At 61.9% G+C, this 23,856-nt stretch carries 27 protein-coding genes and 1 other RNA gene; 14 read left to right on the top strand and 14 right to left on the bottom strand.

The features are described from left to right. Window positions 1–2: 2 nt before the first annotated feature. Window positions 3–1,130, bottom strand: a complete 1,128-nt coding sequence (locus tag ACLBKR_RS10100; RefSeq protein WP_112828087.1) for an ATP-dependent DNA helicase — start codon at window positions 1,128–1,130, stop codon at window positions 3–5. A gap of 183 nt (window positions 1,131–1,313) precedes the next feature. Between ACLBKR_RS10100 and ACLBKR_RS10105 the strand changes: the two genes are divergently transcribed. Genes ACLBKR_RS10105 through ACLBKR_RS10120 form a run of 4 tightly spaced genes read left to right on the top strand, consistent with a single transcriptional unit; the run spans window position 1,314 to window position 3,743 of the window. Then, window positions 1,314–1,685, top strand: a complete 372-nt coding sequence (locus tag ACLBKR_RS10105; protein ID WP_113447305.1) for a hypothetical protein — start codon at window positions 1,314–1,316, stop codon at window positions 1,683–1,685. After that, window positions 1,669–2,253, top strand: a complete 585-nt coding sequence (locus tag ACLBKR_RS10110; RefSeq protein ID WP_113447304.1) for an RNA polymerase sigma factor — start codon at window positions 1,669–1,671, stop codon at window positions 2,251–2,253. Before ACLBKR_RS10105 ends, ACLBKR_RS10110 begins: the two co-directional genes overlap by 17 nt. Further along, window positions 2,250–3,044, top strand: a complete 795-nt coding sequence (locus tag ACLBKR_RS10115; protein WP_113447303.1) for an anti-sigma factor family protein — start codon at window positions 2,250–2,252, stop codon at window positions 3,042–3,044. Before ACLBKR_RS10110 ends, ACLBKR_RS10115 begins: the two co-directional genes overlap by 4 nt. Before the next feature lie 33 nt (window positions 3,045–3,077). Beyond that, complete coding sequence (locus tag ACLBKR_RS10120; RefSeq protein WP_414901633.1) at window positions 3,078–3,743, top strand: glutathione S-transferase family protein; 666 nt, start codon at window positions 3,078–3,080, stop codon at window positions 3,741–3,743. Window positions 3,744–3,750: 7 nt separating this feature from the next. Here the strand turns inward: ACLBKR_RS10120 and ACLBKR_RS10125 are convergent, their stop codons facing one another. The 3 genes from ACLBKR_RS10125 to nthA are packed head-to-tail and all read right to left on the bottom strand — an operon-like array spanning window position 3,751 to window position 5,427. Continuing rightward, window positions 3,751–4,125 (bottom strand): nitrile hydratase accessory protein, encoded by a 375-nt coding sequence (locus ACLBKR_RS10125; protein ID WP_113339016.1) that lies wholly within the window; start codon window positions 4,123–4,125, stop codon window positions 3,751–3,753. Then, window positions 4,112–4,771, bottom strand: a complete 660-nt coding sequence (gene nthB, locus ACLBKR_RS10130) for a nitrile hydratase subunit beta (RefSeq protein WP_414901636.1) — start codon at window positions 4,769–4,771, stop codon at window positions 4,112–4,114. The genes ACLBKR_RS10125 and nthB overlap by 14 nt, the downstream gene beginning before the upstream one ends. Next, complete coding sequence (nthA, locus tag ACLBKR_RS10135; RefSeq protein ID WP_414901638.1) at window positions 4,768–5,427, bottom strand: nitrile hydratase subunit alpha; 660 nt, start codon at window positions 5,425–5,427, stop codon at window positions 4,768–4,770. The genes nthB and nthA overlap by 4 nt, the downstream gene beginning before the upstream one ends. Before the next feature lie 189 nt (window positions 5,428–5,616). On the opposite strand from nthA, the gene ACLBKR_RS10140 reads away from it, so the two are divergent. Together ACLBKR_RS10140 and ACLBKR_RS10145 are read left to right on the top strand one after the other, a co-directional pair. Further along, on the top strand, window positions 5,617–6,900 hold the full coding sequence (locus tag ACLBKR_RS10140; protein WP_414901640.1) for an SDR family oxidoreductase: 1,284 nt from the start codon (window positions 5,617–5,619) through the stop codon (window positions 6,898–6,900). Then, window positions 6,900–7,379 carry a DUF2269 family protein gene (locus ACLBKR_RS10145; RefSeq protein WP_414901642.1) on the top strand — a complete coding sequence of 160 codons (480 nt, stop codon included), beginning with the start codon at window positions 6,900–6,902 and terminating at the stop codon, window positions 7,377–7,379. The genes ACLBKR_RS10140 and ACLBKR_RS10145 overlap by 1 nt, the downstream gene beginning before the upstream one ends. Here the strand turns inward: ACLBKR_RS10145 and ACLBKR_RS10150 are convergent. Continuing rightward, on the bottom strand, window positions 7,371–7,964 hold the full coding sequence (locus ACLBKR_RS10150; protein ID WP_112828079.1) for a LysE family translocator: 594 nt from the start codon (window positions 7,962–7,964) through the stop codon (window positions 7,371–7,373). The two genes, ACLBKR_RS10145 and ACLBKR_RS10150, sit on opposite strands and share 9 nt — an antisense overlap. A gap of 285 nt (window positions 7,965–8,249) precedes the next feature. On the opposite strand from ACLBKR_RS10150, the gene ACLBKR_RS10155 reads away from it, so the two are divergent. Next, window positions 8,250–9,095 carry an aldo/keto reductase gene (locus tag ACLBKR_RS10155; protein WP_414901645.1) on the top strand — a complete coding sequence of 282 codons (846 nt, stop codon included), beginning with the start codon at window positions 8,250–8,252 and terminating at the stop codon, window positions 9,093–9,095. A gap of 231 nt (window positions 9,096–9,326) precedes the next feature. Continuing rightward, a complete protein-coding gene (locus ACLBKR_RS10160) occupies window positions 9,327–9,806 on the top strand; it encodes a metalloregulator ArsR/SmtB family transcription factor (RefSeq protein ID WP_414901647.1) in 480 nt (159 codons plus the stop codon). An 84-nt stretch (window positions 9,807–9,890) separates the two neighbouring features. Here ACLBKR_RS10160 and ilvN read toward each other — a convergent pair whose 3' ends face one another. Both ilvN and ACLBKR_RS10170 read right to left on the bottom strand, forming a co-directional pair. Continuing rightward, window positions 9,891–10,463 carry an acetolactate synthase small subunit gene (gene ilvN, locus ACLBKR_RS10165; protein WP_113443493.1) on the bottom strand — a complete coding sequence of 191 codons (573 nt, stop codon included), beginning with the start codon at window positions 10,461–10,463 and terminating at the stop codon, window positions 9,891–9,893. A 22-nt stretch (window positions 10,464–10,485) separates the two neighbouring features. Next, window positions 10,486–12,243: an acetolactate synthase 3 large subunit gene (locus ACLBKR_RS10170; RefSeq protein WP_414901765.1), complete on the bottom strand. Its 1,758-nt coding sequence runs from the start codon at window positions 12,241–12,243 to the stop codon at window positions 10,486–10,488. 362 nt (window positions 12,244–12,605) lie between these two features. Between ACLBKR_RS10170 and ACLBKR_RS10175 the strand changes: the two genes are divergently transcribed. Then, complete coding sequence (locus tag ACLBKR_RS10175) at window positions 12,606–14,756, top strand: helicase HerA domain-containing protein (RefSeq protein ID WP_414901649.1); 2,151 nt, start codon at window positions 12,606–12,608, stop codon at window positions 14,754–14,756. Here the strand turns inward: ACLBKR_RS10175 and miaA are convergent. After that, window positions 14,741–15,664 (bottom strand): tRNA (adenosine(37)-N6)-dimethylallyltransferase MiaA, encoded by a 924-nt coding sequence (gene miaA / locus ACLBKR_RS10180; protein ID WP_414901651.1) that lies wholly within the window; start codon window positions 15,662–15,664, stop codon window positions 14,741–14,743. The genes ACLBKR_RS10175 and miaA overlap by 16 nt on opposite strands. Between miaA and serB the strand changes: the two genes are divergently transcribed. Then, on the top strand, window positions 15,663–16,553 hold the full coding sequence (gene serB, locus ACLBKR_RS10185) for a phosphoserine phosphatase SerB (protein WP_113466297.1): 891 nt from the start codon (window positions 15,663–15,665) through the stop codon (window positions 16,551–16,553). The two genes, miaA and serB, sit on opposite strands and share 2 nt — an antisense overlap. Before the next feature lie 117 nt (window positions 16,554–16,670). On the opposite strand, the gene ACLBKR_RS10190 is transcribed toward serB, so the two are convergent. From ACLBKR_RS10190 to ACLBKR_RS10215, 6 genes are all read right to left on the bottom strand, one after another. Further along, window positions 16,671–18,248 carry a Do family serine endopeptidase gene (locus tag ACLBKR_RS10190; protein WP_113424938.1) on the bottom strand — a complete coding sequence of 526 codons (1,578 nt, stop codon included), beginning with the start codon at window positions 18,246–18,248 and terminating at the stop codon, window positions 16,671–16,673. Window positions 18,249–18,345: 97 nt separating this feature from the next. Next, window positions 18,346–18,531, bottom strand: a complete 186-nt coding sequence (locus ACLBKR_RS10195) for a DUF2065 domain-containing protein (RefSeq protein ID WP_113447293.1) — start codon at window positions 18,529–18,531, stop codon at window positions 18,346–18,348. Between the two features lie 10 nt (window positions 18,532–18,541). Further along, window positions 18,542–19,456 (bottom strand): protease modulator HflC, encoded by a 915-nt coding sequence (hflC, locus tag ACLBKR_RS10200; RefSeq protein ID WP_112828069.1) that lies wholly within the window; start codon window positions 19,454–19,456, stop codon window positions 18,542–18,544. 3 nt (window positions 19,457–19,459) lie between these two features. Next, window positions 19,460–20,560 (bottom strand): FtsH protease activity modulator HflK, encoded by a 1,101-nt coding sequence (gene hflK, locus ACLBKR_RS10205; RefSeq protein WP_113437562.1) that lies wholly within the window; start codon window positions 20,558–20,560, stop codon window positions 19,460–19,462. Window positions 20,561–20,709: 149 nt separating this feature from the next. After that, window positions 20,710–21,234, bottom strand: a complete 525-nt coding sequence (locus tag ACLBKR_RS10210) for a dihydrofolate reductase (protein WP_113447292.1) — start codon at window positions 21,232–21,234, stop codon at window positions 20,710–20,712. Between the two features lie 30 nt (window positions 21,235–21,264). After that, complete coding sequence (locus ACLBKR_RS10215) at window positions 21,265–22,059, bottom strand: thymidylate synthase (protein WP_113447291.1); 795 nt, start codon at window positions 22,057–22,059, stop codon at window positions 21,265–21,267. A gap of 148 nt (window positions 22,060–22,207) precedes the next feature. On the opposite strand from ACLBKR_RS10215, the gene ssrA reads away from it, so the two are divergent. From ssrA to ACLBKR_RS10235, 4 genes are all read left to right on the top strand, one after another. Next, window positions 22,208–22,577: a transfer-messenger RNA gene (gene ssrA, locus ACLBKR_RS10220) on the top strand. 152 nt (window positions 22,578–22,729) lie between these two features. Continuing rightward, complete coding sequence (locus tag ACLBKR_RS10225) at window positions 22,730–23,236, top strand: SspB family protein (RefSeq protein ID WP_113339028.1); 507 nt, start codon at window positions 22,730–22,732, stop codon at window positions 23,234–23,236. Between the two features lie 57 nt (window positions 23,237–23,293). Further along, window positions 23,294–23,485, top strand: a complete 192-nt coding sequence (locus ACLBKR_RS10230; protein ID WP_112828064.1) for a DUF4169 family protein — start codon at window positions 23,294–23,296, stop codon at window positions 23,483–23,485. Window positions 23,486–23,575: 90 nt separating this feature from the next. After that, window positions 23,576–23,797, top strand: coding sequence for a ribbon-helix-helix domain-containing protein (locus tag ACLBKR_RS10235; RefSeq protein WP_112828063.1), 222 nt, complete (start codon window positions 23,576–23,578; stop codon window positions 23,795–23,797). The last annotated feature ends 59 nt before the right edge of the window (window positions 23,798–23,856 follow it).

Here is a 23,856-nt window from a genome sequence, read left to right on the forward strand (position 1 = left end):
GCTTACCGGACGATGGTCAGCGTCTCCGCGGCGCGGGTGACTGCGGTATAGAGCCAGCGCTCGCGGGTATCGCGGAACGCCCAGCTCTCGTCGAACAGGACGACATCGTTCCATTGCGAGCCCTGTGCCTTGTGCACGGTGAGCGCATAGCCGTAGTCGAACTCGTCGTAGCGCTTCCGGGTCGACCAGGGGATTTCCCCCTCGATATCCTCGAACGCGGCCTTCAACAGCTTGATCTTGGCCGCCCCGCGATCCATGTCGTCGTCTTCCGGCCGGATCAGCAGGTTGATGCCGGGCTTCACCGTCTCCCGCGATGAGGTCATCACCTGCCAGAGCGAACCGTTCAGAAGACCCTTGACCTGATCGTTGCGCAGACACACCAGCTTGTCGCCCGCCTGCGGATAGTCGACCGTGAAACCCTTGAGCTCCCGCAGGCGCTTATTATAGCGGCGCCGCGTCTTGTTGGTGCCGACCAGCACCTGGTCCGCGCCCAGCACCAGTTCCTGTGTGACATCGTTGCGGGAAATCACCCGGGCGGTGCCATAATCGCCATGCATGATCTCCTTGCCTTCGCGCACCTGCATCGCAAGCTGGATGATCGGATTGTCCCGTGCCTGACGGTGGATATCCGTGAGCAGATAATCGGGCTCCTGCTCGGTGAAGAAGCCGCCGCCCGAAACCGGCGGCAACTGTCCGGGATCGCCGAGGACCAGAATGGGGGTTCCGAAGCTCATCAGGTCCTTGCCCAATTGTTCGTCCACCATCGAGCACTCGTCGATCACGATCAGCGCCGCCTTGGCGACCGGGCTCTGCCGGTTGATCGAGAACATCGGCGCGATGGACGTCTTGCCCGTCTCCTCGTCCTCGACAGCCTCCTCGCCCCGTGGACGATAGATCAACGAGTGAATGGTCTTGGCGTTCGAAGCCCCGCGCGAGCGCAGCACCTGTGCCGCCTTGCCCGTGAAGGCGGCGAACAGGACGTCGCCCTCGACATGCTCGGCAAAATATCGGGCAAGCGTCGTCTTGCCCGTGCCGGCATAGCCGAAAAGGCGAAAAACCGGCTGTCTGCCCTCTTTCAGCCATTTGGAAACGGCTTTCAGGGCTTCATCCTGTTGAGGTGCGAACTGCATGGATCGACTTGTCAGGATTCGCTCGGAAAAGGCAAGCAAAGCGTGAACAGGACGGAAACAACGGAGACAAATCCACGGCCGGAGAAAATCGGCGGAGACGAGGGAATAAAATGACCGGCTGCGGTGTCTAACTCTCAGGCGGAACCATGACGGTGTCCGCCCGCAACATTCGGAGGAAGTCCCATGAAAGCCCGTTTGCTCCTTTCCATCGCTCTCATCGCCCTTGCCGGACCGGCACTGGCCCAACCGTTCATGTCCGTCGAGACCTCTGGCGGCAAAGTGCTTGCCGACGAAAAAGGCATGACGCTCTATACCTTCGACAACGACAAGAAGGGCGAGTCCAGCTGCTACGACGCCTGCGCCGCCAACTGGCCACCCTATCTTGCCGCTTCAAGCGCCACGGCGGAAGGCGCATACTCACTCGTGACACGCAAGGACGGCAAGAAGCAATGGGCGCTGAACGGCATGCCCCTCTACCTCTTCGTCAAGGATATGAAGCAAGGCGATATGACCGGTGATGGCGTGAAAGGGATCTGGCATGCCGCAAGGCCCTGACAGTCAAGGCCCAGACAAGCAAGCCAAGGGCGATCGCGACGGCGGACCGGGGGAATTCTCCTCCGGTCCCGGCCGTTTCGAAAGCGATATCCTGGCCCTTCTGCCCGCCTTGCGTCGCTACTCCCGCAGCCTTACACGCTCCGATGCCGAAGGCGAGGACCTGTTTCAGGATTGCGTCGAGGCCGCCCTTGCAAGGCGCGCCAACTGGCGAGGAATCAATCTGAAAGCGTGGATCTACGCGATCATGACCAACCTGCACCGCAACAGCGGCCGCCACGCCCGCCGCCATTCGGCCGTCGATCTGGAGGCGGCGGCGGATCTCCCCGCGCCTGCGACGCCCGACGATCCCCTCGAACGCCGGCGGCTGCATGCCGCGCTGAACGGATTGCCGGACGAACAAAGGGCCGTGCTCATGCTGGTTGTCGTCGAGGGCTACGCCTACCACGAAGTCGCGGAAATCCTTGAACTGCCGATCGGCACGGTGATGTCGCGCCTCTCCCGCGCGCGCCAGCGCCTGCGCGACGCGCTTGCCGAAAAGAACATCATTGCCATGCGGAGACCGAAATGACGCAAACTCTCCCCCCCGTGGATGACAGCGATCTGCACGCCTATGTCGACGGTCTTCTGGACGAGGAACGGCGCGCGAAGGTCGAGGCCTGGCTTGACACCCATCCCGAGAAGGCCTCCATGGTCGCCGACTGGCAGAGGCAGAATGCCGGCATCCGCGATCTCTTCCGGGACTACGAGCGGCATGACGAGGCAGATCGGTCCCTGCTTGCCCGCCACGGCTCCACCAGCGGCCCGCATTTTGCCACCGGAACGGTTATGATGCGTATCGCCGCATCCGTCCTGCTTTTTGCCGCCGGTCTCGCATCCGGCCAGATCGCCCCGACGCTCTTTCGCAACGAGCCGGTACCGGCGGTCACGGAGACCGCCAGTCTTCAGGACCAGGCGCGTTCGGCTTTCCTGATCTATGCAAGCGATGTCCGTCATCCCGTCGAGGTTGGCGCGGACCAGGAAGAGCATCTGGCGGCCTGGCTCGGCAAGCGCCTGGGCTACTCGATGCACATACCCGACCTTTCGGCTGTCGGCCTGAAACTCGTCGGCGGCAGGCTGGTGCCGGTCAGCGGCAAGGCCGGCGCCATGCTGATGTACGAGGATACCTCCGGCGAAAGGATCACGGTGCTGATCGGCCGAAACGAGGATAACCGCGAAACCAGCTTCCGCTATGCGAGCGACGGCGGCCTTGAGACATTCTACTGGATTGACGGACCTGTGGGTTATGCGGTGACGGGAGAAATCCCGCGTGAGAGGATGCAGCAAATCGCCGATGAATGCTATCGTCAGTTCGACACCTGATATATTCATGATACGTCCTGCAGGAGAACGCGGATGGCGATGAAGCTCTACTTCCATCCCTTGGCGTCTTTCTGCCACAAGGTGCTGATCGCACTCTACGAAAACGACCTGCCCTTCGAACCCGTAGTCGTCGATCTCGGCGATGAGGCATCGCGCGAGGCTTTCAGGCAGGTTTGGCCGCCCTTGAAGTTCCCGGTGCTGGTCGATGAGGCCCGGCAGGCGACAGTCGCCGAATCTGCTACCGTCATTGATTATCTCGACAGCTTCGCCAATCCGGCGCCCCCTATGGTGCCGCGCAATCCGGACCTCGCCTGGCGGACGCGCATGTGGGATCGGCTGTTCGACGACATGCTGCAACTGCCTATGCAGAAAGTGGTGCTGGATGCCCTTCGTCCCGCGAGTAACCGTGATGCTTTCGGGGTCGAACAGGCGAAGAAGGATATCCGCACCGCCTACGCCTTCATGGAGGAGCGTTGGCCGCAAACCGGCTGGGCCATCGGCCCGGACTTCACGCTGGCCGACTGCTCCGCCGTACCCGCGCTGTTTTACGCCGACACGATCTGCCCGCTCGGCGAGGATTTTCCCCGGCTCAGTGCCTATTTCCTGCGGCTGAAGGAGAGAGCGTCGGTCGCTCGGGTACTGCGGGAGGCCGAACCTTATTTCGGCATGTTTCCGCTCGACCAGAAGCCCGTTCGTTGACCGCCACTCAGGCCCGCAAGGGGTCGTTTTCGAGCAGGATCGGACTGCCATGCGGCGTCGCCTCGGCTGCCCGCTTCCAGCTTTCCTGCAGGGCAAGCACCGTTTCGGCGTCCGCAAGCCCCTTCGAAACCAGAAGCCCGGTCAACGCCGCCACCCAACCGTCGAAATAGTCTGAACCGTCTTCCGCGCGATCTGGCTTGTGCAGTTCGGCAGACAAAGCCTCGGCCCATTCACCCCAGGAAAAAAGGCCGCGCTCATAAAGATGCACGGTCATGGCAAAGGCCTGCGCGTTCCAGGGCTCCGCAAAGACGGGATCGCCTTCCGACGATTTCGGCAGGCCCGGCGACCGCCTGAGCGGCGAGGAAACATCACACCTCGTCAAGATAGCTCTCCCAGGCATCGATCGACACCGTCAACGACGGATCGGCACCCTCACCCCAGATTTCGTCGGCGTCGAAGACGACGGTGTAGACCCATTCCGGGTTCTCGCCCCGGCCATGGGCATTGTCGTCGGGAAAGACATAGCTGCCCTGCACAGCCTCGATCACGCCCGCCCTGGCGCGAGCGTAGCGGGGTAACCGGGTATGGGTTTCCGGATTGAAATTCCGGGTACGGACACGATCCCCAACAGAGAACCGTGGCTCGCGATGCACCGGTCGGTCGCAGGGACCGCCCCGCGCCAGAACGCCGGGCACCATATCGGCCTTCAGAATGCGCTTTGGCACGGCGCCCTGGCCGATGTCCCGCCCGGAGAAAAGCTCCTCGCGCGTTGCAAAACCATGCCGTTCGAGAAGCGTGTCCAGCGCGCGAATCCAGATCTCGTAGTAGCTTGCGGAAAGATAGTCCGCTGGCGGGATGTTTTCCCTCGCATGACGGCTTTCATCAATCGACCATGCGCCGAAGGCACCGCAGCAAAGCGTCAGGCCAAGCGCGCGCTTTTCCCATTCGGCATGGAAGATCGGCTCGTCCTTCTCCGGCGCAACAGGCCCGAAGCCCATCTGTCCGCCGAGATCATGCGGGCCGTTCATCGTGCTGTCTCCGGCGAAAGTGCGAGGCCGGTACCGATCATCGAATCCCGCGTGACGAGAGCCGCGAGTGCCGCCTCGTCCATCCCTTCCGTACCGGCGGGACGTTCCGGAATCACGAGATAGCGCAGTTCCGCAGTCGAATCCCAAACACGGATCTTCTTGTCGGCATTGAGCGTCACGCCGAACTCCTCCAGCACCGCGCGAGGATTGATGACCGCGCGCGAGCGATAGGCCGGCGCCTTGTACCACACCGGCGGCAGCCCGAGCACCGCCCACGGATAGCAGGAGCAGAGCGTGCAGACGACCATGTTATGCGTATCAGGCGTATTGAACACCGCTCGCATGTGCTCGCCCTGCCGACCCGTATAACCGAGTCTCGCGATCGCCGCGGTCGCATCCGCCTTCAACCACTCCGCAAAGGCAGGTTCGCTCCAGGCCTTGGCCACCACATGGGCGCCGTTTCTCGGTCCCACCTTGGTCTCATAGGTCTCGACGATCGCATCGATGGCCGCCGGATCGATCAGGCCCTTTTGCGTCAGCAGGGTTTCCAGCGCACGAACCCGCGCCTGCATATCGGAATAGTGATTGTCGTGATGATGGTCATGACCGTCATGGCCATCGGAATGGGAATGGTGGTCGCGATGATTGTTATGCACGATGGATACTACCTCATGAGATCGGTGGAGAGAAAGGAGATCCCGATACCGCTCGTCGGCGCAGCATCGACCAAAGAGCGCTGACAGGCAAGGCAGCGATCTCATCGCAGTACGATTTCCCCGCACGCAACAACCCCAATGGGAAGAGCCGCCCCTGTCCTTTCGAAGCCCGTCGGCTATCCTCGCTCCATGGACATCCTGATTCTCGGCGGCAACGGCTTCATCGGCTTGGCGGTGGCACTTCGGCTTGAAGCCGAAGGACACCGTATCACCGCACTTGGACGATCTGTCGGCCGCGCCAACCGCCAGCATCCCAACATCCGATGGAAATCGGCGGATCTTGCACAGTTCGAAAATGCATCCGGCTGGCAGGACCTCGTGCAGGGGCATCAGGTAATCGTCAATTGCGCCGGCGCCCTGCAGGACGGCCTTCGCGACGATCTGGCCGCCACTCAGGAAAGAGCCATGCTGGCGTTGTATCAAGCGGCGAACGAAGCCGGCGGCCGCAGGATCGTGCAGATTTCCGCCCGTGTCGAAGGCGCGGCGGGCAGCCTGCCCTTCCTCGCGACGAAAGCCCGGGCCGATCGTGCGCTTGCCGCCTCCGGCCTCGATCATGTCATCCTGCGCCCTGCCCTCGTCGTGGGACGAAACGCCCATGGCGGCACGGCGCTGGTGCGCGCGCTCGCCGCGCTGCCCCTCGTCCTGCCTCTCGTCCACGCCGCAAGCCCGGTCGAGACGGTCGCCCTCGACGACGTCGCCGAGGCGGTCGCCCTTGCAGTCGCTGGCAAGATTGAAAGCGGCAGCGATATCGATCTCGCCGCATCCGGCCAATTGTCGCTTGGCGAGGTCGTGGCTGCCCATCGTGCCTGGCTCGGCCTGCCAGCCACTCCAGTCATTAATCTGCCAGCCTGGATTGCCCGGCCAATCAGCCTCCTCGCCGATCTCGCCGGAAAACTGGGCTGGCGTTCGCCGCTGCGCTCCACGGCCATGACGGTCATGACAGAGGGCGTTCTCAGCGGTCCCGGCACCGGCGCGCCTTTTCCGCTGGCGTCGCTCGCTGAAACGCTCCGCCGCAATCCCGCAGGCGTGCAGGATCTCTGGTTCGCAAGGCTCTATCTGCTGAAAGCGCCGGCCATTCTCGCCCTGTCGTTCTTCTGGCTGTTGTCCGGCACGATACCGCTTTTCCGCCTCGATGCGGCCGCCGCACATTTCCTTCCCCTGTTGCCGCAAGGGATGGCAATCGCCGCAACGCTCGCAACCTGTCTGCTCGATATCGTCCTCGGCCTTGCCGTGCTGGTGCGGCCTTTTGCCCGATCCGCGCTTTTGGGCATGCTTGCCGTCACAACAGCCTATCTCGCAGCAGCCACGCTGGTGGAGCCCGCGCTCTGGCTCGATCCGCTCGGGCCGCTGGTCAAGGTCGTGCCATCCATATTCCTGACGCTGGCTGCGCTGGCCATTCTGGACGAACGCTGATGCCGGTCGAAGAACTGCTGCGTCTCGTCCATGTGATCGGTGCCACCGTCCTATTCGGCACAGGCGCCGGCATTGCCTTTTTCATGGTGATGGCGGTGAAAACGCAGGACGCACGGCTGATTGCCCATGTCGCCGGAACGGTCGTCATCGCCGATACGCTGTTTACCGCGACAGCGGTCATTGTGCAGCCCTTGACCGGCTATCTGCTGGCAAGAGCCATCGGCTGGCCCATGACGGAGGGATGGATCGTACTGTCGCTCGCCCTCTATGTGTTGACCGGCATATTCTGGCTGCCGGTCGTCTGGATCCAGATCAGGCTCAGAAATCTCGCCCGCGCCGCCGCCTCGGAGGGAACCACCCTGCCGCCGGTCTTTCAAAGGCTCTACCGGATCTGGTTCGCCTGCGGCTTTCCGGCCTTCTTCTCCGTCATTGGCATTCTCTGGCTGATGCTGACGAAACCGGACATTGCACTATTTTAGCATCGGCCACAGGCTTGCCACGAGCAGCACCGCCATGGTGATGTTGAACCATTTCAGCCGGACCGGCACCGACAGCCACTCCCGCAGCACAGAGCCGAAACCCGCCCAGGTCGAAACGCTCGGCACGTTCACGGCAGCGAAAACCAGCCCGACGATCATGACGCTCCAGAAATAGTTTTCGGCATCGATATAGACCGACATCGCCGTCACCGCCATGACCCATGCCTTGGGGTTGACCCACTGGAAGGCGGCAGCGCCGAGAAAGGTCATCGGCCGCGCCGCCGTTTCGCCGTCGCTCAGCGTCCGCGACGTACCGATCTTCCAGGCGATATAGATGAGATAGAGCCCGCCCGCGATCTTGAGACCGGTATAAAGCAGCGGAATGGTCGCCAGCAGCGCTCCAAGCCCGAGCCCAACGCCGATCAGCAGCGAGAGAAAGCCGACGCCGATGCCGAGCATATGCGGGATGGTGCGCCGGAAGCCGAAGTTCACGCCGGAGGCAAACAGCATCATGTTGTTCGGTCCAGGAGTGATCGACGTGGCAAAGGCAAAGCCGACCAGAGCCGAAAGTGTCGCGGTATCCAAGATGAGCCTCCCGATCTGCCTGAAATGCAGGAGTGGGTTTCGCCCGGAAACCGCGAGGTTTCCCGCCCTTTCCTGCAAGAGGCGCCACCATAGTCACAGCCGGACTGGCCGGCCATCGAAGAATTGTCATCATGGCAATCCTCAAGGAGCAGCCGGCAGCGCCGCCGGCTTTCGTTCCCTTTGCCCGAAACGGCCCCCGCCACAACTGCCGTACCGGATGGCGTCGGGATTGAAACGGGCGGCGGCAGCGCTAATCTGAAGGACGTGTTCACGAGAGGAGCTTCGATGCACGACCAGATTCCAACGGTAGTTCTTCCCTCCGGTCTCGACGTTCCGGCGCTCGGACTCGGCACATGGAAGATGGGAGAAGCAAGGGCACGGGCGGCGGAGGAAATCGACAGCCTTCGGCTCGGACTCGACCTCGGCATGACCCTGGTCGACACGGCGGAGATGTATGGCGAAGGCGGAGCGGAAAAGGTGGTCGGCAAGGCGCTGGAGGACCGCCGCGACGAGGTCTTCCTCGTGAGCAAGGTCTATCCCTGGAACTCGGGCTACGAGAAGACCATCGCCGCCTGCCGGGCAAGCCTCGACAGGCTCGGAACCGACCGCCTCGATCTCTATCTGCTGCACTGGCGCGGCGAATACCCGCTCGCAGAAACCGTCGCCGCCTTCGAGCACCTGAAAAAGGAAGGCGCAATCGGTGCCTGGGGCGTGTCGAACTTCGACGTCGAGGACATGGAGGAACTGTTCTCCGTTCCCGATGGACGAAACTGCGCGGCCAATCAGGTTCTCTACAATCTCGGACGACGCGGCATCGAATACGATCTCCTGCCATGGTGCCAGCAGCGCGGCATTCCCGTCATGGCCTATTCGCCGATTGAACAGGGCCGCCTCGCTCATCATCCCGACCTGATCCGCATCGCCAAGACCTATCAGGCAACCCCGGCGCAGGTGGCGCTTGCCTTCCTGCTCGAACGCGACGGTGTGATCGCCATACCGAAATCCGCCAACCTGCGGCGAGTGCAGGAAAACCGCGATGCGGTTGACCTGGAGATCAGCGACGAGGACTGGGCCGAACTCGATGCCGCCTTCCCGCCGCCCGACCGCAAGGTGCCACTGGCGATGCTTTAGGCGCCCCCAAACACACCCGGAAGCCAGCCGGTCGGCTCCCGCGAGCCTGCTTCTCGTTTCACCTTCGGCGGCGGGTCGACAGCCCATCCGCGACAGCAAGCCGGAGAGTGAATTTCTTATTTAGCTGGAAAACTAAATATCGGGTCGACATCGCTCTGGAATTTAGGAAATTCCCTAATTATGGAATTCACACATCCAAGGACGCGACACCCAGAAAAGACAGGCATCCCGGTGAAAAAGGAAACGAAGAAGAAGACCTCTGCCGGCAAGGCGGAAAGACAAGCCCATCAGGTCTTCCATGCGCTGGCCGCTCCCCCGCGTCGAATGATCCTCCGCCATCTCGCCGCCTCCGGCCTGACGGCCGGCGAAATCGCCTCTCATTTCGACATGGCCAAGCCCTCCATATCGCAACACCTGAGCATTCTGGAAAATGCAGGGCTGATAACACGGGAAAAGCGGGGGCAGTATGTTCACTACGCCCTTGTGCCGGGCATTCTGGAAACTGTCCTGAGAGGCTTTCTGCAGGATCTCGGCGTAGCCAATGTTGCGACAGCCGACAAGCCGGATAAACCCGGCAAAGCAGACATAGTCAAGGCAGACGGGGCAAAGGGCGGCGACACCGGAAAGGCGGCAAGCAGCGCTTCGAAGCAGTCGGAAGCCGCTACAGAACCGGCGGAAAAAACGCTCCCGACGCAGATGTCGATGTTCTGAGCACGCCACCTTACGGTCGGAAAACCATCAACGAAAACGGGCGGCCGAAGCCGCCCGCACTCGTTAACCCGAAGGCAAAAACGATCACATGCCCTGAGAGCCGCGGTTCATGGCAGCGATGCCGGTGCGGCAGATTTCGTTGAGGCCGAGCGGTTTCATGATCGCCACGAACTGGTCGATCTTCGAGGATTTTCCGGTGATCTCGAAAATGAAGTGCTCGACCGTAGCATCGACCACCTTGGCATGGAAGGCATCGGCAAGACGCAGCGTCTCCGCCCGCATCTCACCCGAGGACACCACCTTCACCAGCGCGACCTCGCGCTCGATCGGACGTTCCTGCCCGAGTTCGCGGGCACGAACCGTCAGATCGAGAACCCGATGCACCGGCACGATGCGCTCGAGCTGGGCCTTGATCTGCTCCAATACGCTCGGCGTACCGCGCGTCACGATGGTGATGCGCGACAGATGCGCCTCGTGCTCCGTCTCGGAAACCGTCAGGCTTTCGATGTTGTAGCCGCGACCGGAGAATAGGCCAATGACGCGGGCGAGGACGCCCGGCTCGTTGTCGACGAGAACCGATAGCGTGTGGCTCTCGATGGCTGCGGTTTCCTTGGCGATGAAATAGGCCGAGCCGGTGGGTTGAAGCTGTGCGTTCATGTCTCTGTTCCTGTCTCTCGCGTCAAACCAGCTGGCGGCCCTTGGCGTCGATCGCCGTCGCGACGGCTTCATCGGTCGCCTCGTCGGGCAGAAGCATCTCGTTATGCGCCTTGCCCGAAGGGATCATCGGGAAGCAGTTGGCGAGATTGGCGACGCGGCAATCGAAGATCACCGGCTTCTTGACGTTAATCATCTCCATGATGGCATCGTCGAGTTCATCCGGCTTTTCGCAGCGCAGGCCGACGGCGCCATAGGCCTCGGCGAGCTTGACGAAGTCAGGCATGGCCTCGGTGTAGGAGTTCGACAGGCGGTTGCCATGCAGGAGTTGTTGCCACTGGCGAACCATGCCCATGTACTGATTGTTCAGGATGAAGATCTTGACCGGCGCTTCATACTGGACCGCACAGGACATTTCCTGAATGCACATCTGGATCGAGGCATCGCCGGCAATGTCGATGACGAGGCTTTCCGGATGGGCGATCTGCACTCCGATCGCCGCCGGGAAGCCGTAGCCCATCGTGCCGAGACCGCCCGAGGTCATCCAGCGGTTCGGCTTCTCGAAGCCGAAGAACTGGGCGGCCCACATCTGGTGCTGACCGACCTCGGTGGTGATGTAGGTGTCGCGATCCTTCGTCAGGTGGTAGAGCCGCTCGATGGCGTATTGCGGCATGATGACATCCTTCGACGGCGTGTAGGCGAAGGAGCGGCGCGCCTTCCAGCGAGCGATGCTGTCCTTCCACTCCGCCGTCTGGGCAGCCTCGGGCTTCTTCGGCAACGCGCGCCAGAGGCGGACCATGTCTTCAAGCACATTCCCGACATCGCCGGTGATCGGAACATCGACGCGAACATTCTTGTTGATCGAGGACGGATCGATATCGATATGGATCTTCTTCGAATTCGGCGAGAAGGCATTGAGCCTGCCGGTGATGCGGTCATCGAAGCGCGCGCCTATGCAGACCATGACGTCACAATCGTGCATCGCCATGTTGGCCTCGTAGGAACCGTGCATGCCGAGCATGCCCAGCCAGTTCTTGCCCGAGGCCGGATAGGTGCCGAGGCCCATCAGGGTGGAGGTGATCGGGAAATCGGTGAGTTCGACCAGTTCGCGCAGCAGCTTGGAGGCTTCCGGCCCGGAATTGACGACGCCGCCACCGGTGTAGAAGACCGGACGGCGCGCATGCGCCATCAGCTCGATAGCCGCGCGGATGGCGTTCTCGTCGCCCTGGACCTTCGGCTGGTAGCTCTTCTGCGCAACATGCGCGGAAGGAGGCGTATAGGTGCCGGTGGCGAACTGGACATCCTTTGGAACATCGACCAGAACCGGACCGGGACGGCCGCTTTGCGCAATGCGGAAGGCCTCGTGAATGACGCCGGCAAGCTCGTTGACGTCCTTGACCAGCCAGTTGTGCTTGGTGCAGGGACGCGTGATGCCGACCGTGTCGCATTCCTGGAAGGCGTCGGAACCGATCAATGTCGTCGGAACCTGGCCCGAAATGCAGACGAGCGGGACCGAATCCATCAGCGCGTCCTGCAGCGGGGTAACCGCATTGGTGGCGCCGGGACCGGACGTCACGAGCAGGACGCCGACCTTGCCGGTGGAGCGGGCATAGCCTTCGGCGGCATGCCCTGCCCCTTGTTCATGGCGGACGAGAATGTGCTGGATCTCGTCCTGCTGAAAGATTTCGTCGTAGATCGGCAGCACGGCTCCGCCGGGATAGCCGAAGATATGTTCAACGCCGTTGTCCTTCAGCGCGCGCAGAACGATTTCCGCGCCGGTCATCTGATTGTCTTTACCCGTCATGCCTGTTTCCATCTGCCTGGGGATTTTTTTTAAAGAGCCGTAGCCCGGTTCTGGCCATAAAAAAAGGCCCCTTTGAGGAGCCTGTCATCTAGCGCATGGGTGGCTGTCGCCGGATGGTTACACCATCCTGCCCATGCGCTTTCCCACCACAATAAGAGCCTGCGAATTTTTCATGAGGCGAGTGATAACATAAATCGGCCGAGCGTCAACGCATCAAATGTCAAAAACAGGCGTTAAATAAGACAGAAAAGATCGCGCTTCGGGAAAATCCGGCTTCTGTAATATACACAGCGTTAAGCCTCGGCGTTTATCCTGCCACTCCCGAGCAGGAGAGTTTCCTATTGCGTAACGACGATCTCAAGACATCCGGCCGGGCTGGCGAACAGGATCGCCGCGACCGTATGCACCCGGGCAACCGCATGCTCGGGCGCGTCGTGGCCTGCAACGGGTCGCGCGCAACTATCGCTGCAATCGCGGCGGAAGGGTCCACCGACCTCACGGAACTCTGGTCGGTTGGCCGCCTGATCTCGATCAGCGTCGGCGAAAACCGCGTCGTGGCGCTCGCCTACTCCATGCAGACCGGCTCCCGTGACTGGGGTGAGCAGGACGACAACTATTTCCTGATCGAGGTCGAGCTTCTGGGCGAGGTTCACAAGGGCCTCGATGGACAGGACGAATTCTCGACCGGCATCTCGCGCTATCCCTATCTCGGAGCGGTCGCCCATCGCATACGCGCCGCCGATCTCCTGCGCATCTATGACAGCCGCAAGGGCTCCTCCTGCGCCATCGGCAAGCTGACACAGGACGAAAGCATCGATGCGACCATTCACATTCCCTCCATGTTGTCGAAGCATTTCGCCGTCGTCGGCTCGACGGGCGTCGGCAAGTCGACGGCCGTTTCCCTGCTTCTTCGCAAAGCGATCGAAAGCGATCCGAAGCTGCGTGTGCTGATCCTCGATCCGCACAACGAATTCGCCGCCGCCTTTCCGGATCACGCGGTTGTCATCGACACGGACACGCTCGACCTGCCGTTCTGGCTGATGAAACTCGAGGAATTCGCCGAGGTTCTGTTCCGCGGCCGCCCGCCCGTGCCGGAAGAACTCGACATTTTGCGCGACCTCATGCCCGAGGCGAAGCGTGCCTTCCGCGGCAGCGAGTCCCCCCTGATGCGCCGCGCCTCGGACAAGAGCTCGATCACCGCCGACACGCCGGTTCCCTACCGCATGGCGGATCTTCTGGCCCTGATCGATGACCGCATCGGACGCCTGGAAGGCCGTGGCGACAAGCCCTTCCTGCGCTCGCTGAAGATGCGCATCATGTCGGCGATCAACGATCCGCGCTATCACTTCATGTTCTCCAATAATACGATCAGCGACACCATCATGGAGACCATCGCGGAGATCTTCCGTATTCCCGGAGACGACAGGCCGATCTGCACCTTCCAGCTTGCAGGCATCCCCTCGGAAGTGGTCAACTCGGTCGCCTCGGTTCTCTGCCGCATGGCCTTCGAGCTCGCCTTGTGGTCGAATGGTGCGATCCACATGCTGGTCGTGTGCGAGGAAGCGCATCGATACATTCCGGCCGATCCGAACCTCGGCTTCTTCCCCACCAGGCAAGCCATCGCCCGTATCGCCAAGGAAGGTCGAAAATACGGGGTTTCGCTCGGCATCATCACCCAGCGACCGGGCGAGCTCGACCAGACGATCCTTTCGCAGTGCTCCACCCTGTTCGCCATGCGTCTGACCAATGACCGCGACCAGGAGATTATCCGCTCGGCGATCCCGGATTCGTCGATCTCGACCACCAGCTTCATTTCTTCCATCGGCAACGGCGAAGCCATTGCCTTCGGCGAGGCGATCGCGGTGCCGATGCGCATGCGGTTTTCCCGCGTCGAAACGAACCGTTTGCCCAAGGCCAACGGCGCCAATGCCAAGCATAGCGACGATAACCCCGATACGGTCGACCTGCGCTCCATCGTCAGCCGCATGCGTTCCATCGCAGCGCCCGATATCTCAGCTTTTCAGCAGAGCTTCGACGCCTCGTTCTCCGGCAACGCGCCGGAAAACACTCTCGGCGCCGTCGAGGAATTCCGCCATATCGCAGAAGACGAGGACTTCGGGGCTGCGGCCCGCCTCGACGCGAACGCCTCTTTCGAGGAAATCCGCCAGGCCTTGCTGACACCTTCGACACCGCAGCCGACCATGGAGCCTCCCTCGCCCCGGCCGGTCGACCCCGCACCGGTCATAGAACCCTATCGACCGGACATGCTGCCCGGCGGCAGGCCGCAGGCCGAGCGTCCCTTCCTTCACCGGGAGGACATGCCGCCCGGTCGCCTGCGGGAAGAAGATGAAACCGCTTCCTTCGCCGGCGCGCGACCGGCGGAACCCCATTCGCCGCCGTCCTTCGGCGGCGGGACGCTACGCCGCGAAGGCAGTTCGCTGCGCGAGAGCATTCTGAAAAAACCGCTCTCCAGCCTCTACCGCAAGGACTGAGCGGAGAATACGGCCGGATCGATCCGCGTCCAGCTTTCGTCCATCTGGTTGCGGAACCATGTCATTTGCCGCTTGGCATATTGCCGGGTCGCGGCCGATGCCGTCTCGACGACCTCCGGCCTGGTCGTCTCGCCCCTCAGCATAGCCGCGATCTGCGAAACGCCGATCGCCTTCATTGCCGGCATGTAGGGAGAAAGCCCAAGCGCCAGAAGGGCTTCGACCTCCTCGACCGCACCCTCTTCGAACATGCGGGAGAAGCGCCGGTTGATCCGCTCGTGCAGCACCGCCCTGTCGGGCAACACCACGAATTTGCGGGCGCGGGCGGGGTCGACCAACATCGGACCGGCCTTGCCCTGGAAATCCGCGATCGAACGCCCGGTCGCCTCCAGCAATTCCAGCGCGCGCACGATCCGCTGCCCGTCCTGCGGGTTAAGGCGGCTCGCCACAGCAGGATCGCGCATCGCAAGCTCACGGTGAAGCGCTTCGCCCCCTTCCGTCGCCAGTCGGCTCCGCAGCCTTGCGCGTATCTCCTCGGGCACGGCCGGCATGTCCGAAAGCCCGCCGGTCAGCGCCTTGAAATAGAGACCCGTCCCACCAACGATCACGGGCAATGCGGCACGATCCTTCAGCCGGGCCAGCAATGCGCCGGTTTCGCGCAGCCAGTCGCCGGTCGAATAGGCATCGCCGGGGGGCACATGCCCGTAGAGATGGTGAGGAACCCCTTCCATCTCTACTTTCGACGGTCGGGCAGTCAGCACCCGCAGAACATCGTAGACCTGCATGCTGTCGGCATTGACCACGTGCCCGCCGAAACGCTTTGCGAAATCGAGCGCCAGGGCGGACTTGCCGCTGGCGGTCGGCCCGGTTATCAGGATCGCGTCGATATCTGTTCCAAGGTTCTCCATCATGGCCCTCGTTGCCACGCTTATTGCCAATCCGTCAAATCCCGTTCTCGTCCCCGCCGTTGCGGAAAAGGCCGCGGAAGCCGTGAAGGCCTCCGGCCTCTACTGGCTCGCCGACGGGATTGCCTGCGATATCGCGCTAAAGGACGACACGGACGCCGCCGGGGCGACCGCCGCCATTCGCGCGGTTATCGACGGGCTGCCGGTGGATCTTGCCATTCAGGACGCCGACACCAGACGCAAGAAGTTCCTGATCGCCGACATGGACTCGACCATGATCGGCCAGGAATGTATCGACGAACTGGCCGCCGAGGTCGGCCTGAAGGAAAAGGTGTCGGCGATTACCGCGCGCGCGATGAACGGCGAAATCGCCTTCGAACCCGCTCTTCGCGAACGGGTCGCGCTACTCAAGGGCTTGCCGGTCACCGTGATCGACGACGTGATCGCCAAACGAATTACCCTGACATCCGGCGGGCCGGAACTGATCGCCACGATGAAGGCGAAAGGTCACTACACCGCTCTGGTCTCCGGTGGGTTCACGGTCTTCACCGCGCGCATCGCCGCAGCCCTCGGCTTCCATGAGAACCGCGCCAACATCCTGATCGAGGCAGACGGCGCCCTTGTCGGCGAAGTCGTCGAGCCGATCCTCGGCAAGCAGGCCAAGGTTGACGCCCTGCTGGACATCAGCCGAAAGCTCGGCATTGATCCTTTCGACGCAATTGCCGTCGGCGACGGCGCCAACGATCTTGGCATGCTGGAACGCGCCGGATCGGGCGTGGCGCTCCATGCCAAGCCCGCCGTCGCAGCGCAGGCGAAGATCCGTATCGATCACGGCGACCTCACCGCGCTCCTCTACCTGCAGGGCTACCGAAAGACGGATTTCGTCACGCCCTAACGCAAGCCCGACGGGCTTCACCGGAAAAAACGGCCTCCGCGCGGATGCGCAGGAGGCCGTCTGAAGAAAGAACGGATCGGCAAACGCCGCCCGCCATCGTCGAAAAACGAACGCAGGCTATTCGAGCGGTACAGCCACAAGCCTGAGGTTGCCCTCGCCGTCGGCCACCATCAGATGCGCGCTACGGCGTCCCTCGCCCTTCAGCGCGGCCAACATATCGACGACATCCTTCGGCACCTGCACGAATTCCTGCGCCACCTCGACAATCACCTGTCCCACCTTCAGGCCTTTTCCCTCGGCCTGCGAACCCGGCAATACCTTGGTGATGACGACGCCTTCGACGCTCTCGGCGATGGAATAGGTTTTGCGGGCAGCGTCGTCCAGCTGCGCCAGTTCAACCCCGATGAGATCCTCGGACATCGGCCCGGAGACACTGCCTTGATCGGCGGGCGACTGCTGGTCTTCCTCGATCGTACCGTCGTCGTCGGGCGAGGGTTCGCCACCGTCGTCGGGCGGCGTGACGCTTTCGCCGTCGCCATCCGACGGCTCCTGCGACGGTTCATCGGCCTTGGCCTGCTGTTCGTCTTCGAGACGACCGAGCTTGACCCTCAGGGTCTCTTCCTTACCGTCGCGCAGGACGACGACATCCACATCCGCCCCGACGCTGCTCTCTGCAACGATGCGCACGAGATCGCGCGTGTCCGCCACCTTCTTGCCGTTGAACGCAACGATCACGTCGCCGACCTTGATCGGGCCGTTTTCGACCGGCCCGCCCTTGACGACGCCGCTGACGAGGGCGCCTCGGGCCTTGCCAACGATGCCGACGCTCTCGGCCACCTCGTCCGTCACCGGCTGGATGCGCACGCCAAGCCAGCCGCGCCGCGTCTCGCCGAACTCCATCAGCTGCTTGATGACATTTTCGGCAAGCTCCGTCGGAACCGCGAAACCGATACCGATGGACCCGCCGCTCGGCGAGATGATAGCCGTGTTGATGCCGATGACCTCGCCCTTCATGTTGAACAGCGGACCGCCGGAATTGCCCTTGTTGATCGCGGCATCGGTCTGGATGAAATTGTCGTAGGGGCCGGCGTTGATGTTGCGGCCGCTGGCCGAGATGATGCCGACGGTGACCGAGCCGCCAAGGCCGAAGGGGTTGCCGATCGCCATGACCCAGTCGCCGATGCGCATCGTCCGAGAGTCACCGAATTTGACCGACTTGAGCGGGGCCGGCGGCTCCACCTTCAGCACGGAGAGATCGGTTTTCGTGTCGGTGCCGACCAGCTTGGCCTTGAGCTTGGAGCCATCGGGAAAGATGGCCTCGATATCGTCGGCGTTCTCGATCACGTGATTGTTGGTGACGATGAAGCCGCTCGGATCGATGACGAAGCCGGAGCCCAGCGAATTGACCTTGTTGTTGCCCCCGTCGCCGCCGCGATTCTTGAAGAAATCTTCGAAAAGCTCCTGGAAGGGAGAACCCTCCGGCAGCTTCGGCATCGGCACGTCCCGCTCTTCCTTCACGCTCTGCGAAGTGGAGATGTTGACGACCGCATCCAGAAGGCCTGCGGCGAGATCAGCAACGGATTCAGGCCCTTGCGCCAGCACGGGCCGCGGCGCGGCAAGGGCGCCGACGGCAAGGGCTGTCCCCACCAGGAATGCTGGAAGGAGAAGATGGCGCTTGCGGGCGTCGACGGTCATGAGGCTTCCTTTGCGGCTCGGAGATCGCTTTTTGGCGACAGCATAAGGCGTAATGATGAAAGGTTAAATCAATTTCAGGCGAGACCGGGACGCCCCGTCATCCGCGAAGCAGCCACACAAGTCCCACTCCGCAGGCGATCGCGACAAGGCCGGAGAGACGCAACTGCCCCTCCGGAATATCCGGCAGCAAACGCGCCATTTTCACAAGCAAACGAGGGGCCAGTGCATAGACCAGCCCCTTGATGATGAGAAAGAACGCCACGCCCGTCAGAAAATCCGACATGGCGTGCCGGTCAGTTGTTGGCGGCAGGCGCCGGCGCTGGCGTGGCCGGAGCCGTCGTTCCGTTGAAATAACGGAAGAACTCGGAGTCGGGCGAAAGGACCATCGTCGTGCCGGTACTGGACAGCGCGCCGTTATAGGCCCGCATCGAACGATAGAACTCGAAGAAGTCCGGGTCACGCGAGAAGGCTTCGGCAAACACGCGGTTGCGTTCCGCATCGCCCTCGCCTCGCAGCACTTCCGAATCCCGCTGTGCTTCCGCCTGGATCTCGACGACCTGGCGGTCGGCGATTGCACGGCGCCGCTGGCCTTCCTCGTTACCGCGGGCGCGGATAAGTTCGGCTTCCGCCAGACGTTCGGCCTTCATGCGGTCGAAGGTCTGCTGGGAAACTTCCTGCGTCAGGTCGGTGCGGCGGATGCGCACGTCCTCGATGGTGATGCCGAGCGATTCGGCATCGGCCCGAAGATCGTCGCGAACCTCCTGCATCATCGAGGCGCGGGCATCCGAAAGCGCGGCCTCGAAGCCTCTCAGACCGTAGACCCGGCGCAACGAAGCGTCGAGACGGGTGGTGAGGCGGGTTTCGGCGGCATCGCGGTCGCCGGAAACGGTCTCGCGAAAACGTCGGGCATCGGTGATCTTGTAGACCACGAAGGCATCGACCTCGTAGAACTTGCCGCCCGAGACCTGCACGCGGATATTGTCGAGATCGAAGCGGAGCGCCTGATCTTCCACATACTGGACACGGTCGGCATCGGCGAAGGCGAAGGGCAGCTTGAAGTAGAGGCCCGGCTCCTTGTAGACGGCCTGGATCTGGCCGAAGCGCACCACGATTGCCTGCTGCCGTTCGTTGACGACGAAGACCGACGAGTAGACGAGAAGCAGAAGGGCGGCAAAGCCGATCAGGATATAGGCAAGGCGATTGGACATGGATCAATTGCCTCCCTGCTGGGTCTGGTTCTGGCTCTGGCCCATGCGGCCGATCTCGTTGAGCGGCAGATAAGGCACAACGCCCTGTTTCTCGTCGATGATGACCTTGTTGGAGTTTTTCAGAACCTGCTCCATGGTTTCGAGATAGAGGCGCTTGCGGGTCACGTCCGGCGCCTTGCTGTATTCCTCGTAGATGTCGACGAAGCGCTGGGCCTCACCCTGGGCTTCCTTAACGACGCGGTCCTTGTAGGCAGCCGCTTCTTCGCGGATCTGCGCGGCCTGACCGCGAGCCTGGCCAAGCTGCTGGTTGGCATACTTGTTGGCTTCCTCGACAAACCTGTCTTCATCCTGCTCGGCACGCTGCACTTCGTCGAAGGCATCGGCCACTTCGCGCGGCGGAGCCGCATCCTCGATGGCGACCGCGTTGATCGAGATCCCGGCGCCATAGGTGTCCATGGTGCCCTGGATGATCGCCTTCACGTCGGCGGCGATCTGCTGGCGCGCATCGCGGAAGATGTCCTGCGCCGGACGGCGGCCGACGACTTCGCGCATGGCGCTTTCGGCGACCTGCTGCAGCGTCTGCGGTGGGTTTTCGATGTTGAACAGATAGGCCTTCGGATCGCTGACGGTGAAGAGGACCGAGAACTGCACATTGACGATGTTCTGGTCACCCGAAAGCATCAGGCCGGCGCTCGACGAAGACGACGCCTTGGCGCCGACATTCTGCTGCTGCTCGGTCACCTTGACGATTTCGACGGTCTCGAACGGCCACATGTGGAAATGCAGGCCCGGCATCGAGATCTCTTCCTGGGGCTTGCCGAAGCGCAGTTCCACGCCGCGCTCGTCCGGCTGTACCGTGTAGATGGCCTGCATGACCCAGAATGCACCGAGCACGAGAAGCAGGATCACCACCACACCGCCATTGAAGCCGCCCGGCACGATGTTCTTCAGCCTGTCCTGACCGCGGCGGATGAGATCCTCGAGGTCGGGCGGCGTATTGCCACCGCCACCGCGCGGCCGGTTGGGTCCCTGCCCCCAGGGTCCCTGATTGTTACCACCGCCGCCGCCCCATGGGCCGCCGCCGTTCTGATTGCTCCAGGGCATCAATACCTCTTTGTTTGCAAGTGCTCCCATCGTTCCAGCCGCCGGCACTCGCGGGCCGCGGACGGAACGCTCGTCCCGTTATAGGTATCGGGCCGAGGCCTTTCAACGGAAAGTACCTAACTTCTTCTGCAGTTAGGGAAAATAATACGTTATGCCGCAGTGCGGCGCCGATAGACGGCGTAGCGCGTGGGATAATTGTCCTTCTCACCGGCGGGAACCGGCGTTTCCTGCACCTTCTCGAAAAGTGCCGGGTCTATCTCGGGAAAAACGGTATCGCCGTCGACCTCGGCGTCGACATGGGTCACGTGCAGAACGTCCGCGAATGGCAATGCCTGCCGGTAGATTTCGCCGCCGCCGGCGATGCAAACCTCGTCCACACCGGTTTCGATCGCAATTTCCCTCGCTCTTTCAAGGGCTTCTTCGAGGCTGCGCGCCATAGAGACGCCAGGCATGGCGATCTCCGCGCCACGGCTGACGATCACATGCGGCCGCCCCGGCAGCGGCTTGCCGCCGACGGATTCGAAAGTCTTCCGCCCCATCACAAGAGGTTTGCCCAGGGTGAGCGCCTTGAAGCGCTTGAGGTCGGTCGAGAGCTTCCAGGGCATGTCGCCATCGCGCCCGATCACATTGTTGGCCGCCATCGCGACCACGATCACAATTTCGGGATTGGACATTTCCTGTCTTTCGTGAGTGCCAATCCGGGATCAGACGGCGATCGGCGCCTTGATGCTTGCCTCGGCCTCGTAGCCTTCGAGGCTGAAGTCCTCGAAGCGGAACGAGAAGATGTCGCGCACCTGCGGATTGATCCGCATCGTCGGCAAGGGCTTCGGCGTTCGGGAAAGCTGCAGCCTCGCCTGATCGAAATGATTGGCGTAGAGATGGGCGTCACCGAGCGTGTGGACGAAATCGCCGGGCTCGAGATCCGTCACCTGCGCGACCATCATCGTCAGGAGAGCATAGGAAGCGATGTTGAATGGCACGCCGAGGAAGATATCGGCAGAGCGCTGGTAAAGCTGGCAGGAAAGCCGGCCATCCGCCACATAGAACTGGAACAGGCAGTGGCAGGGCGGCAGCGCCATATTGTCCACCTCTGCCGGGTTCCAGGCGGAAACGATGTGCCGGCGCGAACTAGGGTTCTTGCGGATGCCTTCCACCAGATTGGCGATCTGGTCGATATGACCACCGTCACCGGTCGGCCAGGAACGCCATTGCGCACCGTAAACCGGCCCGAGATTGCCGTTCTCGTCTGCCCATTCGTCCCAGATGGTGACGCCGTGTTCGTGGAGATAGGCAATATTGGTGTCCCCTCTCAGGAACCACAGCAGTTCATGGATGATCGAGCGGAGATGCAGTTTCTTGGTGGTGAGAACGGGAAAGCCCTGACCAAGATCGAAGCGCATCTGGTAGCCGAAGACCGAGCGCGTGCCGGTGCCGGTCCGGTCGCCGCGGTCGGTTCCGTTGTCCATCACGTGCTTCAGGAGATCGAGATACTGCTTCATTGTTCCGTCATTCGACTCAAGGGAAAGGCTCCGCAGTATAGTGTCCCGACGTCTGGGAACCAAGGTGCGGATCGGATTTCCCCCGGTTATCGCAGGCCTCGGACATTCTGGGTTTCCCCTGACCCGATGACCGGAAAGAGCTGCCGCCCCCCTTTTCAATATGACAGGAAACACCTATATCACTCCTGCCGGCTTTCGGGCCGGCTATGGCAATAAACGGTCGGTGTAATAAACCTATTGGACCCGGGGGCGGTACCCGGCGCCTCCACCAAAAACCGGTCGGTCCTTGATGACCGGCTTTTGATGGGGGCGAAACAGGATCGACAAGGGCGTAAAGATCGAACTTTTGCTCGGCATGATACCGCCGTTATCGGGTCACAAGTGTAGTTGCAAACGACAACAACGCTAAGGGTTATGCTCTCGCTGCCTAATGGCGGTGCGGGAAACCCACACTAAAGCCCTCTAGGTTAGCCCCTTGAGGCGGGGTTCGAAGGCACCTGGCAACAGAAGCCTTCACCTAACTCCTTTTACCCATTCTTCCTCGCCTACCCCCTTTCGCCAAAATCATGTATTGTCTCCCGATATGACTCGTCACCGGGGGCTTTCCCGCTGTCCGGCGCCATGGCATATAGCCGTGGAAAGACGTCACAGGAAAGAAAGACAGGACCATATGGCGCAGGACCATATTCGCTACGACATTCTGGCTCAGGACGCGCTGCGCGGTGTCATCCGCAAGGTTTTGACGGAGGTCGCAGCCACCGGCCGTCTGCCGGGTGACCACCACTTCTTCATCACCTTCCTGACCGGGGCGCCGGGCGTGCGCATCTCCCAGCACCTGAAGGCCAAATACGCCGAGCAGATGACCATCGTCATCCAGCACCAGTTCTGGGACCTCAAGGTTTCCGACAGCCAGTTCGAAATCGGGCTTTCCTTCTCCGACACACCGGAAAAGCTGGTCATTCCGTTCAACGCGATTCGCGGTTTTTATGATCCCTCCGTGAACTTCGAGCTCGAATTTGACGTGCCGCTCGCGGAAGAAGATGAGGAAGGCGCGGAGATCACCGCCTATCCCGTCTCCGCTGTCGCCGAACACACGGAAGAAACGGCTGAAAAGCCGGCCGAAGAGAAGAAGGAAGGTTCCGTCGTTTCCCTCGACGCATTCCGCAAGAAGCAGTGATATGAGATCCGGGGCGCCTCCAAGAGGCGTCCTCTTCCAGCCGCCGGAACATCAAAGATGAGCGCAGACGTCGTCAATCTCCGCCAGTTCAGGAAGACCAAGGTACGTTCCGAAAAGGAAGCGAAGGCCGAGCAGAATCGTATCTCCTTCGGCCGCACCAAGGCCGAGAAGCAACTGACCGACGCACTCAACAGGAAAGCCGAAAAGACACTCGACCAGGGGCGTCTGGACCGTCCGAAGCCCGAGTGACGGGCATCGCGGAAAACGATTCCGCGCCAGACATTTCGCGCCGTTTCCGGACTCTTTTTCTCAGAAACCAGACGACCGGATGAGGCATCCGTGATCCGCAAGCATTCGGCGACATTGCACGGCCATCGAACCAGCTTCTCGCTGGAAGATGCCTTCATGGACGAATTGAGAGCGATCGCCGGCGAACGTGGAATGGCGCTCGCCGCCCTCATCACCGAGATCGACGAAACACGCGATCCGACGGCCAACCTCTCGTCGGCGCTACGGCTCTACGTGCTGAACCGGCTGAAGGCGGCGGCGCAAAGACCTTAGGAAGAAGCGCGAAGTCGTGTACCGCGACAGCCTCCGCTCTCCCCTAAAGACAGGCTGAC

The organism is Paenirhizobium cremeum (assembly GCF_047553425.1).
GTDB lineage: Bacteria > Pseudomonadota > Alphaproteobacteria > Rhizobiales > Rhizobiaceae > Allorhizobium > Allorhizobium cremeum.